This is a genomic window from Mesobacillus sp. AQ2 (assembly GCF_030122805.1).
In the GTDB taxonomy this organism is placed as follows: Bacteria; Bacillota; Bacilli; order Bacillales; family Cytobacillaceae; genus Mesobacillus; species Mesobacillus oceanisediminis_A.
On sequence record NZ_CP126080.1, the window covers coordinates 3,353,385 to 3,365,860 of the forward strand.

The 12,476-nt window shown below is 45.3% G+C and carries 13 protein-coding genes; 1 reads left to right on the forward strand and 12 read right to left on the reverse strand.

Translation table 11 applies throughout. The annotated features are described in order from the left end of the window. Positions 1–150: 150 nt before the first annotated feature. The 8 genes from QNH36_RS16980 to rpsU form a co-directional block, all read right to left on the reverse strand. On the reverse strand, positions 151–1,110 hold the full coding sequence (locus QNH36_RS16980) for a PhoH family protein (RefSeq protein ID WP_283903847.1): 960 nt from the start codon (positions 1,108–1,110) through the stop codon (positions 151–153). A gap of 2 nt (positions 1,111–1,112) precedes the next feature. Further along, a complete protein-coding gene (gene yqfD / locus QNH36_RS16985) occupies positions 1,113–2,300 on the reverse strand; it encodes a sporulation protein YqfD (RefSeq protein ID WP_283903848.1) in 1,188 nt (395 codons plus the stop codon). A gap of 17 nt (positions 2,301–2,317) precedes the next feature. Continuing rightward, complete coding sequence (yqfC, locus tag QNH36_RS16990; RefSeq protein WP_079509795.1) at positions 2,318–2,602, reverse strand: sporulation protein YqfC; 285 nt, start codon at positions 2,600–2,602, stop codon at positions 2,318–2,320. A 116-nt stretch (positions 2,603–2,718) separates the two neighbouring features. Beyond that, on the reverse strand, positions 2,719–3,279 hold the full coding sequence (locus tag QNH36_RS16995) for a YqfB family membrane protein (protein ID WP_144476158.1): 561 nt from the start codon (positions 3,277–3,279) through the stop codon (positions 2,719–2,721). A gap of 34 nt (positions 3,280–3,313) precedes the next feature. Continuing rightward, positions 3,314–4,309, reverse strand: a complete 996-nt coding sequence (gene floA, locus QNH36_RS17000) for a flotillin-like protein FloA (protein WP_144476157.1) — start codon at positions 4,307–4,309, stop codon at positions 3,314–3,316. 146 nt (positions 4,310–4,455) lie between these two features. Further along, positions 4,456–5,775 (reverse strand): NfeD family protein, encoded by a 1,320-nt coding sequence (locus QNH36_RS17005; protein ID WP_481825285.1) that lies wholly within the window; start codon positions 5,773–5,775, stop codon positions 4,456–4,458. Positions 5,776–6,022: 247 nt separating this feature from the next. Continuing rightward, the gene (locus tag QNH36_RS17010; RefSeq protein ID WP_144476156.1) at positions 6,023–6,469 is read right to left on the reverse strand and encodes a GatB/YqeY domain-containing protein; all 447 of its coding nucleotides are present in this window, start codon (positions 6,467–6,469) and stop codon (positions 6,023–6,025) included. Between the two features lie 17 nt (positions 6,470–6,486). Beyond that, positions 6,487–6,660, reverse strand: coding sequence for a 30S ribosomal protein S21 (rpsU, locus tag QNH36_RS17015; RefSeq protein WP_015595024.1), 174 nt, complete (start codon positions 6,658–6,660; stop codon positions 6,487–6,489). Positions 6,661–6,871: 211 nt separating this feature from the next. Here rpsU and QNH36_RS17020 point away from each other — a divergent pair, with 211 nt between their 5' ends. Continuing rightward, the gene (locus QNH36_RS17020; protein WP_144476155.1) at positions 6,872–7,798 is read left to right on the forward strand and encodes a Na/Pi symporter; all 927 of its coding nucleotides are present in this window, start codon (positions 6,872–6,874) and stop codon (positions 7,796–7,798) included. Positions 7,799–8,045: 247 nt separating this feature from the next. Here QNH36_RS17020 and mtaB read toward each other — a convergent pair whose 3' ends face one another. From mtaB to dnaJ, 4 genes are all read right to left on the reverse strand, one after another. Beyond that, positions 8,046–9,398 carry a tRNA (N(6)-L-threonylcarbamoyladenosine(37)-C(2))-methylthiotransferase MtaB gene (mtaB, locus tag QNH36_RS17025; RefSeq protein WP_144476154.1) on the reverse strand — a complete coding sequence of 451 codons (1,353 nt, stop codon included), beginning with the start codon at positions 9,396–9,398 and terminating at the stop codon, positions 8,046–8,048. Between the two features lie 5 nt (positions 9,399–9,403). After that, positions 9,404–10,153: a 16S rRNA (uracil(1498)-N(3))-methyltransferase gene (locus QNH36_RS17030; protein WP_144476153.1), complete on the reverse strand. Its 750-nt coding sequence runs from the start codon at positions 10,151–10,153 to the stop codon at positions 9,404–9,406. 76 nt (positions 10,154–10,229) lie between these two features. Then, on the reverse strand, positions 10,230–11,168 hold the full coding sequence (prmA, locus tag QNH36_RS17035; RefSeq protein ID WP_283903849.1) for a 50S ribosomal protein L11 methyltransferase: 939 nt from the start codon (positions 11,166–11,168) through the stop codon (positions 10,230–10,232). A 19-nt stretch (positions 11,169–11,187) separates the two neighbouring features. After that, on the reverse strand, positions 11,188–12,312 hold the full coding sequence (dnaJ, locus tag QNH36_RS17040; RefSeq protein ID WP_144476151.1) for a molecular chaperone DnaJ: 1,125 nt from the start codon (positions 12,310–12,312) through the stop codon (positions 11,188–11,190). Between the last annotated feature and the right edge of the window lie 164 nt (positions 12,313–12,476).

Here is a 12,476-nt window from a genome sequence, read left to right on the forward strand (position 1 = left end):
AATCACCTGACTTTAAGTACCATCATATCAGTTTTTATCCAAAGTTTCATCACTAATTGAAATAACCGCCGTTTACAGGAGTAAAATTGTACTTTTCCATGCAAAAGCAAAAGTCCGCTCACAATTTTTTCAGGAGCGGACTGAGGTTGTTCATTCATTTTTTCCATATGCTTCAATGATCCGTCCGACAAGCGGATGACGCACCACATCAGCCTGTTCAAGGTGCACAAAAGAGATTCCGGAGACATCCTGCAATACATTCTCCGCCTCTACCAGGCCTGACTTAGCGCCTTTCGGCAAATCAATCTGGGTGGTATCACCTGTTATGATCATTTTGGATCCAAATCCCAGACGCGTCAGGAACATCTTCATCTGAGCCTGTGTCGTGTTCTGGGCTTCATCGAGAATGACGAACGCATCATCAAGAGTCCTTCCCCTCATATAAGCAAGGGGTGCAATCTCGATCGTTCCTCTTTCAATCAGACGCAATGTATGTTCAGTGCCCAGGATATCATGCAAAGCATCATACAGCGGACGGAGATAAGGGTCGACCTTTTCCTTCAAGTCCCCAGGGAGGAAACCGAGGCTTTCTCCTGCTTCTACAGCCGGTCTTGTTAAAATGATTTTGGATACCGTTCCATTTTTCAGCGCCGTGACGGCCATCACGACAGCTAGATATGTTTTCCCAGTACCAGCCGGTCCGATGCCAAAAACAAGGTCGCGGCTTTTGATGGCATTCACATAATGTCTCTGGCCAAGTGTCTTGACCCTGATGGATTTACCTTTTACATTTTTACTGATTTCTTCATCGTATAAATCCCTGAAATAATCCAAGGTCCCTTTTTCAGCCATTTGAATAGCGTAAACAGCCTCTCTCTGGCTAACACTAATGCCTTTACGGATCACCGCAAGCAGGTTTTCCAAAACGGCCTGGGCCAGTGCCACCTGCTCCTCAGGCCCGGAAATCCCTATCGTCTCACCGCGTGTCACAATCGAGACTCCAAGCTCCTGTTCAATCAATTTCAGGTTGATATCTGCATTGCCGAATAATGAAACGGCTTCAGTTGGATTCGCTAGTTGGATTTCAGTCGTCTTTAGGTCTTCTGTCATTCTCAGTCTCCTTGGATAATTGGTTGTCCTTCTGCAATATCTTCAATGATTGTAAAATGTGTGATTAGTCTTACTTTATCATTCTCAATTGACTGATGTAAAATTTTTTCCCCTTTTATGATAGCATTTTCAGGCAGCGTGTTTTTTATATCCTTCCTGGCAAGTTCTTTTGCACTTTCGATCGCTTCTTCCCTTGTATAGATGCGGGTAACCTGTTCCCGCTCCCTGATCGTCCTTTTTTCGATTTTAGCCGGAAGCTCCCATTTGAAAAATTTTATTGGCTGCTCTGAGACTTCGGTTTCATACTCCTTGAATTCATTCTTCCCAAAACCCCATACAGGTATTGCTTTTCCGGCTATTTTCAGAGAATAAATTCTTTTTTCATTTCCGTTATAGACCTGGAATGTACTTTTTAAAGGCAATTCCACCTTGGTTGAATACCAGGTCTCCCCAAGGATTTCACCAGTGGCCGCTACCACTTTTTGCTCATTCTCCTTACCATACAAGCCTGATACAAGGAGCTGACCGGGCTGCACAAAATCATTCACTTCCACCACCGGATCCCCTTTCTCCACGAAAATTTTGACAATGGCCGCCTTCTTTTTCGCAACTAAATGCCTTGGACCAATTGCTTCCGCTTTTTCCGGCTCACTTTTCTCGACAGCCTGAAAATGATAGGTCGTCCCCTTCAGCTCCACACCAATCCACGTCAAAGCCCCTACCTTATCTGTCAGTTCCTTCTGGATGCTTTCGACATTGTCAATCGAAAACTGCATTTTACCGACACCTATTCCCATCTTGTCCAATTCCTTGCGAATTTGATATTCAGTCGCGGGGCTGGCACCGTTTATTTCAATTCCCCAAACCATGTTTGAGAGGAGCACGATCAACGCAAAAAACAAAATTGCTCCTGCTAAAAACCCACTGTTTGTCCATAACTTCTTTAAAAAGAAAGGGCCACCCGCCCTCTCCAGGAACCTGATCTTGCAGTGACTGTCCCTCGCCGGGATCCGCAGCTTTTTCACGTCCTGCAGATTGACATAAAAAGTAACCGCCTCAGAACCATGTTTCTTCACATTCCAAATTGACACGCCATTACGTGTCAGCTGGTTCAGGAATCTTTCTATGCCCCTGCCTGTCAATTTCACCTTCACAGTGCCAGAAAAGGTGTGTATCCATTGGTTTTTCATTTGGCTCCCCCTCAACTTCAATCATTTATATATAGAACCTGATCGATTTTTCCTTCGAGCAGTATCTCTTCAGGCAATATTGTCTTGATCACGAACGCCTTGCCCTTGACCAGAAGCTGGCCGCCTTTGATCATAAGCCTCACTTCACCATCTGAAAAAGCAAGCAGGCCCCGATGATTTTCTATATAAATATGGACTTGCCCAATCATCGTGATTCTAGGGAGATCCATCATGACATCTTGAGGAAGATCCATTTTTTGTGTCATCCATTTGCGTACATACTGGCCCCATTTTTTTGCCATAAAAAAAAGAACCCCCTTTCATCTCATATGTATGAGAAAAAGGGAGGTTCTAGCACCATTTTTAACTTTATCATAAGCATTCTTTCAAACCAGCAGGAGCGGTCAAAATCCTTTGCCTAATATCTCCTCGACGGGTTGTAAGGCTTTTTCGCACGGGGCTTTCCTAGGACTTCAGCCCAGATCAATCCCTCTAACAGAGTGTCTTTATCCGGCTGGAATACGACATCGGTTTGTACCTGTTCTCTCTTTTGGTTCAGCCGGCCAGATGTTTGACTGGACGACATCCTGCCAGTTTGCTGTTTTTTTGCAGATTCTTCAGTTTGATGCTTTCGTTCTTGATATTTCTTTTGAATATCTGTCAGGACTTCAACTCCTGAATCGGCCGGGCTCTGACTTCTCTTGTCCCTGCTTGGTTCTGCAGGTCTGCGGTTCTCGGACCGGGGATAGTAATCATCAGCTTTTTCAATCTCAGGACGGAGCGGCTCCCTTTTTGCTTCGGCCTGCTGTCTTCTCACAGGCGCCGGACGTGGCTGCTGGACTGGTCCGGGCGGCCTGACAGGACGGCGCTGCTGTTGCTGGCTGCCATCCTTCTTTTTTTGATTGAACAGACTTGAGATTACCCCGATCAGAATGAACAGGGCTATTGGATTACTGAATAATTCTAATAAAATTTGCATGTGGAGCCCCCCTTTCTTTTATCGGGTTCTCTCATCATTGATTATTCTTATCGTCTTTTTTACCGTTTGACAGCTTGCCGATGGAACCTCTCATATCTGTGTCGGCTTCGATATTCTGGATATTCATATAGTCCATCACACCAATGTTCCCTTCACGAAGCGCTTCGGCCATTGCCAATGGTACAGTAGCTTCCGCTTCGACCACTTTCGCTCTCATTTCTTCGACGCGCGCCTTCATTTCCTGTTCTTGTGCAACAGCCATCGCACGGCGCTCTTCGGCCTTCGCCTGGGCAATCTTCTTGTCTGCCTCCGCCTGCTCAGTCTGCAGCTCAGCACCGATGTTTTTGCCGATATCAACGTCCGCGATATCAATCGATAGAATTTCAAATGCTGTTCCTGCATCAAGACCTTTGGAAAGGACGGTTTGTGAAATCATATCAGGATTTTCCAACACTTTTTTATGGTTGTCGGAAGAACCGATTGTCGATACGATCCCTTCACCAACACGGGCAACAATCGTTTCTTCACCAGCACCCCCGACGAGTCGGTCGATGTTCGCTCTTACTGTGATTCTCGCCTTTGCCTTTACCTCGATTCCATCCATGGCTACACCTGCGATGAATGGAGTTTCAATGACCTTCGGATTAACACTCATTTGTACGGCTTCCAGTACGTCACGGCCTGCCAGGTCAATCGCAGCCGCTCGCTCGAATGAAAGCTCAATATTCGCACGGTGTGCAGCTATCAGGGCATTAACGACCCTATCAACATTACCCCCTGCAAGGTAGTGGCTTTCCAGCTGGTTAGTCGTTACATTCAAACCTGCTTTATGTGCCTTGATCATCGGATTGATGACCCTGCTTGGGATTACCCTTCTTAATCTCATTCCGATCAGCGTGAAAATGCTGACCCTTACACCCGCTGCCAATGCTGAAATCCATAGCATTACCGGCACGAATGTCAGCAATACACCAAGGAAAATGATCCCAAGTGCAACCGCAATCAATACAAACGCTGTACCTGCATCCATTTGAACTGCCTCCTAAGAATTATATTACCCAGGCTTTTGATCTTTCAGTGTTAGAAAATCAATCGATCAAATACCTTTGGTTTTATCTCTACTTGTTATGGTTTTTCATTGTTTTGCTTTGGAACATGACAATGAAAAAAAACAAATTAGATCTCATTAATTTCTCTTACCACGATTCTTGAGCCTTCCGTTTTAACAATCCTTACTTTCTTTCCTTTTGGAACAAAGCCGCCCTCGCTCACCACATCAATGCGCTCATCTTCCACGATGATGGTGCCTGAAGGCCTGAGAGGTGTCAGCGTCACCCCTTCTACTCCAATCAGTTCCAGACGGTTCTTGTTAGACACATAGCCTTTTTCAGTGCTTGTTGAATCGGTCAGTATGATTCTTTTGAAAAATTTCATCTTTTTTCCAAACACCCTTATCATCAAAATAGATAAAACAATGGACGCTGTCAGGGCAACCAATAAAGAGATTCCCATATGGACCACATTATCCGATGCCATAAAAAAGCTCGCGACAATGGCCAGTAAACCAATGACTCCGGCAATTCCGCCTGGGATGAACAACTCGAACAGGATTAGCCCGACTCCGAGCGCAAACAGGATCAGTGTTTCAAAACCGGCCAGTCCGGCAACCATATGTCCATAGAAGAATAATAGCAGCGCTGACAACCCAGCAATTCCCGGCAGGCCAAATCCAGGTGAGTAAAGCTCAAGGACCAAACCAAGACTGCCTATTGTCATAAGGATTGGGATCACTATAGGATGTGTGATGAACCTCGCCAGCTTTTCAGCGAAAGTTTCATTTACATTCCGGACTTCGGCATCCTCATAGCCCAGTTTATTAAGCAAGTCATTGAGGTTTTTGACTGTTCCTTCCGAATATCCCACTTCAAGTGCCTGTTCTGCCGTCAGGGTAAGCAACTTCCCTTTTCCTGCACCCAGTTCAGGAAGGTCGATGCTTTCGTCAGCCATCGCCTGGGCATAGATCGGATCTCTGCCACTTTCGACAGCCGCAGCTTTCATGGCTGCAAACCAATAAGATTCCGCCTTCTTTCCAGCAGTGTTGCCCTGCTGGTCGATGATCGCAGCCGATCCCATTGTAGCTCCGGGAACCATATAAATTTCATCTGTATTCAGGGAAATATAGGCACCCGCTGATAACGCCTTTTTATTGACGAATGACACCGTTTTTAAGTCAGTTCCCGTCAACAATTTTCCAATCCCATCAGCGGCATCGACAGCTCCGCCAGGTGTATTCACATCAAAAATGATTGCTTCCGCACCAGCCTCTTCCGCCTCTCCCACAGCTCTCTTCAAGAAGGCAAGCAGGCCTTTTTCCACTGTTTCTTCAATCGGAACGACATAGACCACTTTTTGGTCAGCATCCGCAGTGAAAGGATTGACCAGACTGGCCAGTGACAAGAGGATGATGATGCTGGCAATCACTGATTTGATTTTCAATTAGGCACCTCCATTCTGTAAAAAATAAGGCCATATTGGTAATACGCATAGGTACACCAAAAGGTTTCAATGTTTTTTACAGATTTGTTAATTATGTATTTTGGAATGGGGGCCTCTTGAATCCCAGCCAACCGAAGTGCAGAATGTCCTGGGAACCACGCAACAAACATAACACATGAATCATGCTGGCACATCTTTTAATATGCGCTAAAAAGGCCGCAAGAGTATCCTGCGGCCTTCGAGCTTTTTATGAAAGGTGTTGTTGTACAAGTTTATTAACGAGAGATCCGTCTGCTTTACCTTTTACTTTAGGCATAAGGACAGCCATTACTCTACCCATATCGGCTTTTGATGCCGCACCGGTCTCCGCGATAGCTTCTTTGACGATTTCCGTCACTTCTTCTTCGCTAAGCTGCTGTGGCATGTAAATTTCGACATGCTTTAGTTCTGTTTGTATCTTTTCAACGAGGTCTTGACGACCAGCTTTTTCAAATTCCTGGAGGGAATCTTTGCGTTGTTTCACTTCACGAGAAAGTACAGTTAACTCTTCTTCTTCGGATAATTCCTGCTTGCCGAACTTGATCGCTTCGTTCTGCAAGGAAGCTTTTACCATCCGAATCGTCGTGAGTCTGTCCTTTTCTTTGTTCTTCATCGCTTGTTTCATATCATTATTTAAACGCTCGAGCAGGCTCAAGTTAATTCCACCCTCTCTTAGAACTTGCGTTTTCTAGCAGCTTCAGACTTTTTCTTACGCTTTACACTAGGTTTTTCGTAGAATTCGCGCTTTCTAGCTTCTTGGATAGTACCTGATTTAGATACAGTACGTTTGAAGCGTCGAAGAGCATCTTCAAGCGATTCGTTTTTACGAACGACAGTTTTAGACATTCTCTTTCCCTCCCTCCGAGCACAACACACTAACACCAAAACACATGGGAAACCATGTACCTTGCAATTATAATATATCACTGGCAGGAGGTCAACTGTAATTGGCCCTTGTTTTAAATTATGTATTTTCGCCCTCAACGATCCTTAAAAAAAGAAAATCCATGCATGTCCCTTTTTCCTTTTCATACATTTAAATGAAAGGATGGTGCTTATGGTCTATCTGCTATTATTTATTGTTTTCCTCGCTGTATTTATCGGAGGCATGACGCTGCTCCGTAAAGGCTTATTCGAGCTTTCGGCAAGCAGGATGAAAAACTGGCTGGCTCTCATGACTGATACACCAATAAAGGGTATGATAGCCGGAATGACAGTGACCGCACTTTTGCACAGCAGTTCTGCTGTCATGGTCATTACTATCGGCTTGATTTCTGCTGGGCTGCTAAGATTCTCGCAATCAATCGGCATCATTCTTGGATCGAATATCGGGACAACCTTCACTCTTGAAATCATAACTTTCAATATTGATGCCTTCATTGTGCCCTTTGCGATCATCGGGGCAATTCTATTGGTTTTCCGCAACCGGACATGGCAAAATCTTGGCGCGATTTCTTTTGGCATCGCTGCTATTTTTGCAGCCATGCGCGGTTTCACCTTTCTCGCCGACCCTGTAACAAGTCTGCCGGCAGTTGAACATGCACTCGCCAACTTGAACAACAGTCATTGGATCAGCATATTTACTGGTACCATTGTGACAGGGATGATCCAGTCCAGTACTGCAATGACCGGCATCGTGATGGGATTCCTGTCTGAAGGAACATTATCGATGGACTCAGCCATAGCTGCCATGCTTGGCGCCAATATCGGGACCTGCATTACCGCCCTGCTTGCGTCGATTGGCGCAGGCAAAGAGGCAAGACTGACAGCTTTTGCCCATGTATGGCTGAACATTGCAGGAGCCGCTTTATTTTTCCCCTTCATCGGCGAGATTGCAGCACTGGCCCCTTTTACTGCCGAAAGGCCAGATGTCCAGCTGGCGCATGTCAGCGTCATTTATAACCTAATCGCTTCATTGCTGGTTCTGCCTGTCGCGGAGAAATTCGGGGTGATGATTGAAGTGATTCATGGGAAGGGTCGGTGAGATGGTCGATTCATCTGTAAAATGTACTTTAACCCCTATGTGTTTGATATATTTAAAGATCCGACGATAAACTTAAAATGTGGTCGATATATTTCAGAATCCGACGATAAAACTTGGAATGTGGTCGATATAATTAAACTTTCGCCAAAATCTTTTTAATAAGGGACAATAAACCTGAATTACTCTTGTTCTTTAGTTAGCGTAAAAACAAAAAGAGCTGGCATTTGGCCAGCTCTTTGCATTTCCCTTATATAACAGCTTGTTCTGCTGCGTTTTCATCTTCAAGCACGCGTACGAACTGGCCTTCATTGTAAGGATATCCCGACTTTGCGATCTTCACCTTGACAATTTTGCCGACCATATCCTCGGCAGCAGGGAAAACAACCTTTAAATAGTTGTCTGTGTACCCTACATAAAGCCCGCTTTCTGGAGCTTCTTTGTAAAGTTCTTCAGGGATTACTTCCAGTACTTCGTCCTCAAACTGTGAAGCATATTCCTTTGCAAGCTGGTCAGATAGTTCAATCAAGCGGTGAACTCGTTCGTTCTTTACCTCTTCATCGACCTGGTCTTCCATTCTTGCGGCAGGTGTGCCTGTTCGTTTTGAATATGGGAAGACGTGAAGCTCTGAGAATTGGTGCTCTTTCACAAAGTTGTAAGTCTCCATAAATTCTTCTTCTGTTTCACCAGGGAATCCTACGATGACATCAGAAGTGACCGCCAGACCTGGCAAGACTTCTTTCAGACGATCAAGGCGCTCCCCGAAAAATTCCATTGTGTACTTGCGGCGCATTCTTTTCAAAACGGTATCAGAGCCGGATTGAAGCGGAATGTGCAGGTGACGGACAATGATATTGGACAGGTCGATTACTTCAATCACTTCGTCTGTAATCTGGCTTGCCTCGATAGAAGAAATACGCAGACGCTTAATCCCTTTTACTTGTGCCTCTAAATCTCTAAGCAATGCTGCAAGATTATAATCCTTCATATCTTCACCATAGCCGCCTGTATGGATGCCTGTAAGAACAATTTCCTTATAGCCGGCATCAACAAGCTGCTGAGCCTGGCGAATGACTTCCTGCGGATCACGGGATCTCATCAGACCGCGTGCCCATGGAATGATACAGAAAGTACAGAAGTTGTTGCAGCCTTCCTGGATTTTCAATGAAGCTCTTGTACGATCCGTGAAGGCAGGTACGTCAAGCTCTTCATATACACGGTTTTTCATGATGTTGCCGACAGCATTGATTGGCTGTCGCTCTTGCTTGTACTGCTCGATATATTCAAGCATTTTCACACGGTCCTGAGTTCCGACAACAATATCAACTCCAGGAATCGCCATTATTTCAGCTGGAGATGTCTGGGCGTAGCAGCCGGTAACACAAATAACAGCGTCCGGATTTTTGCGGACAGCGCGGCGGATGACCTGGCGGCTCTTTTTATCCCCAGTATTCGTTACCGTACATGTGTTGATGACGTAAACATCAGAGGTAGATTCAAAATCCACTCTTTCGTATCCTTGTTCCTTGAATAATTGCCAGATGGCTTCTGTTTCGTAATGGTTAACCTTGCAACCTAATGTATGAAAAGCAACTGCAGGCATGATCTTCACCTCAATAGTTCAAAATGATAGGAAACAGCAGACAATGCATAAAGCGGTGCTGTTTCAGTACGTAAAATGCGTGGTCCAAGACCACAAGCCAAAAATCCATTTTCAGTTAAAAGGGTGACTTCCTCAGCGGTCAATCCCCCTTCTGGGCCAAAAACAATCAGGAGACTTTGATCTTTCTCCATTTTCGCGAGAGTCGCAGACAGGACAGATGCTTCCCCGGCCTTCGCCTCTTCCTCATAGGCAATTAGCTTATAAGTATAATCATCAGCAAGTTTGACTAATTGTTTTAGGCTGACCGGCTCCTTAACCGACGGTACAATATTGCGATGGGACTGTTCTGCCGCTTCTTTGGCTATCTTTTGCCAGCGTTCAACCTTTTTGCCAGCCTTCTTGCTGTCCCATTTCACAATCGAGCGGGATGCGGTGAAGGGGACAAATTCATAGGCACCCAGTTCAGTGCCTTTTTGAATGATCAATTCGAGCTTATCCCCTTTGGGCAGACCGCTCGCAATCACGACATGGACGGGAAGCTCCCTCGTCCCTTCCTCCCATTTTACAACGTTTGCCACAACCATTTCATCGGTAATTTCTTCAATCTGACAAACTGCGCTTTTGCCATTGGGACTGACGCAGATGATTTCATCCCCAGTCTTCATCCTCATCACTCGAACAATGTGATGAAAATCATCGCCGATAATACGGAATTGCTCCTGACTTTCTAGATCGTCAATAAAGTAACGCTGCATCACAGCACCCGCTTTCGAAAAAAGCTGTTTTAAAAAGACAGAAAAAAGGGGTTAAGCTGTTCCCCTTTTTTCTTCATTATTTCTTTTTCCCGATAATCGCAACCCAGTCTTCCATTGTCATAATCTCTTCTATTTCAAAGCCAGCATTGATCATTGCATCCTTGACGACTTCTTTCTTCTGCTGGATGATCCCTGAAGTTATGAAATGACCGCCACTCTTGACAATCTTTCCGGCATCGTCCGCAAAACGCAGGATGACCTCTGCGAGAATATTAGCGACAACAATGTCGGCCCCTTCTGCAACTCCATCAAGAAGGTTGTTTTGTGAAATGGTTGCAACATCATGGACTTTGTTCAGCTTAAGGTTGAGTTTTGCCACCTGGACCGCTACATCATCGAGGTCCATCGCTTCCACTTTTTCAGCACCCAGTTTCGCTGCGGCAATACTAAGTACACCTGAACCTGTTCCAACATCAACGACCCGGTCGCCAGGACGAACTGTTCTTTCCAGCGCCTGGATACACATGACGGTAGTTGGATGGGTCCCGGTCCCAAAAGCCATGCCTGGATCAAGCTCGATGATCAGTTCATCCGTATTCACTGGAGTGTACTCCTCCCAGGTAGGGACAATCGTGAACTTTTCGGAAATCTTCACAGGATTATAGTACTTTTTCCAGGCAGTTGCCCACTCTTCCTCATTCACTTCGCTGATTGATACTTTATTCAATCCGATATCAATATTGTAGATGATCAGATTATTGATTGCTTCTTTGATTTCATCGACTGTTTCTCCCAGGAAGCTGTTTACAGGGAGATACGCCTTGACGATGACGCCTTCTTCAGGATAATCATCTGGATTGAGTTGGTATATTTCCCCGAACTGGTCCTCTCTTTCCTTCACAAGCTCAAGTGGATCTTCAATCACGACGCCGCTTGCGCCTGCTTCATGCAGGATATTTGAAATCGGCTCAACCGCTTCATTTGTTGTTAAAATGCTGATTTCGGACCATTTCATTTATACCAACTCCATTCGATTAATCACCTTTAATGGCGCGTTTCACTTTTGAAAAAAAGCTTTCCTCTTGCTCTCCAAGAGGAGATTGCCCGCTTACTTCCGCAAACTCGCGCAACAGCTGCTTTTGTTTTTCAGACAGCTTTGTCGGAGTCACGATTCGTACCAGGACATGCTGGTCTCCTGTACCATAGCCGCGGACATTGGGAACCCCTTTGCCCTTCAAGCGGAATTTGGTTCCAGTTTGTGTTCCTGCAGGTACTTTAAGCTTTACCTTGCCGTGCAGTGTCGGGACTTCCACTTCGTCACCAAGCGATGCCTGGACGAATGTGATTGGCATTTCACAATAAATGTCATCGCCGTCACGCTCGAAAAATTCATGCGACCTGATATGGAAGACAATATAAAGATCTCCTGAAGGTCCGCCATTGATTCCAGCTTCCCCTTTTCCAGCCACTCTCAACTGTTGGCCATCATCGACACCCGCCGGGATTTTAACATGAATTTTGTTTCTTCTCGTAACCTTCCCGGTACCAGAACATGTTGTGCATTTTTCTTTAATTTCCTTGCCTGTTCCATTACAGTAATGACACACTCTGCGGTTAACAATACGTCCAAATGGCGTGTTTTGTTCCACGCTGATCTGTCCGCTGCCATGACAGTGTTTACATGTATCCACTTTTGTACCCGGTTTTGCACCTGTTCCGTCACAAGTGTCACATTCTTCTTCACGAGGAATCTCGATATCTGTTTCCTTGCCGAAGACAGCTTCCTCGAATTTCAATGTCATCGTGTACTGCAGGTCAGCACCCTGTCTTGGTGCATTCGGATCACGGCGTCTTCCGCCTCCTCCGCCGAAGAAGGAATTGAAGATGTCTTCGAAACCGCCAAACCCTCCGCCGAAATCACCTCCGCCAAAACCCTGGTTAGGGTCCACATGGCCGAACTGGTCATACTGGGCGCGCTTCTGGTCGTCACTAAGGACCTCGTATGCTTCTTTAACTTCTTTGAACTTTTCATCTGCTCCCGGCTCTTTGTTGATGTCCGGATGGAATTGTTTAGAAAGCTTGCGATAGGCTTTCTTTAATTCATCCTTGGTAGCCGATTTACTGACACCGAGGACTTCATAGTAATCCCGTTTACTCATGATTACCACTCCCGAATCTTTTCACATAAAGGTAATTTTAACATTTCCATATATTCATACGCAATAATTAAAATATCTGTTATGCGGTAATTTAGTTCCCTTTTTAGCTGACGTTCTATTACATGAAAAAAGTCAAAGCCAAGTTATACCTGACTTTGACTTTT

Coding starts and splice junctions, on each gene's coding strand:
- QNH36_RS17020 (WP_144476155.1), top strand. CDS start 6,872: ATGGTCTATCTGCTATTATTTATTGTTTTCCTCGCTGTATTTATCGGA.
- QNH36_RS16980 (WP_283903847.1), bottom strand. CDS start 1,110: ATGACAGAAGACCTAAAGACGACTGAAATCCAACTAGCGAATCCAACT.
- floA (WP_144476157.1), bottom strand. CDS start 4,309: ATGGATGCAGGTACAGCGTTTGTATTGATTGCGGTTGCACTTGGGATC.
- dnaJ (WP_144476151.1), bottom strand. CDS start 12,312: ATGAGTAAACGGGATTACTATGAAGTCCTCGGTGTCAGTAAATCGGCT.
- yqfD (WP_283903848.1), bottom strand. CDS start 2,300: ATGAAAAACCAATGGATACACACCTTTTCTGGCACTGTGAAGGTGAAA.
- QNH36_RS17030 (WP_144476153.1), bottom strand. CDS start 10,153: ATGCAGCGTTACTTTATTGACGATCTAGAAAGTCAGGAGCAATTCCGT.
- yqfC (WP_079509795.1), bottom strand. CDS start 2,602: ATGGCAAAAAAATGGGGCCAGTATGTACGCAAATGGATGACACAAAAA.
- QNH36_RS16995 (WP_144476158.1), bottom strand. CDS start 3,279: ATGCAAATTTTATTAGAATTATTCAGTAATCCAATAGCCCTGTTCATT.
- mtaB (WP_144476154.1), bottom strand. CDS start 9,398: ATGCCTGCAGTTGCTTTTCATACATTAGGTTGCAAGGTTAACCATTAC.
- rpsU (WP_015595024.1), bottom strand. CDS start 6,660: ATGTCTAAAACTGTCGTTCGTAAAAACGAATCGCTTGAAGATGCTCTT.
- prmA (WP_283903849.1), bottom strand. CDS start 11,168: ATGAAATGGTCCGAAATCAGCATTTTAACAACAAATGAAGCGGTTGAG.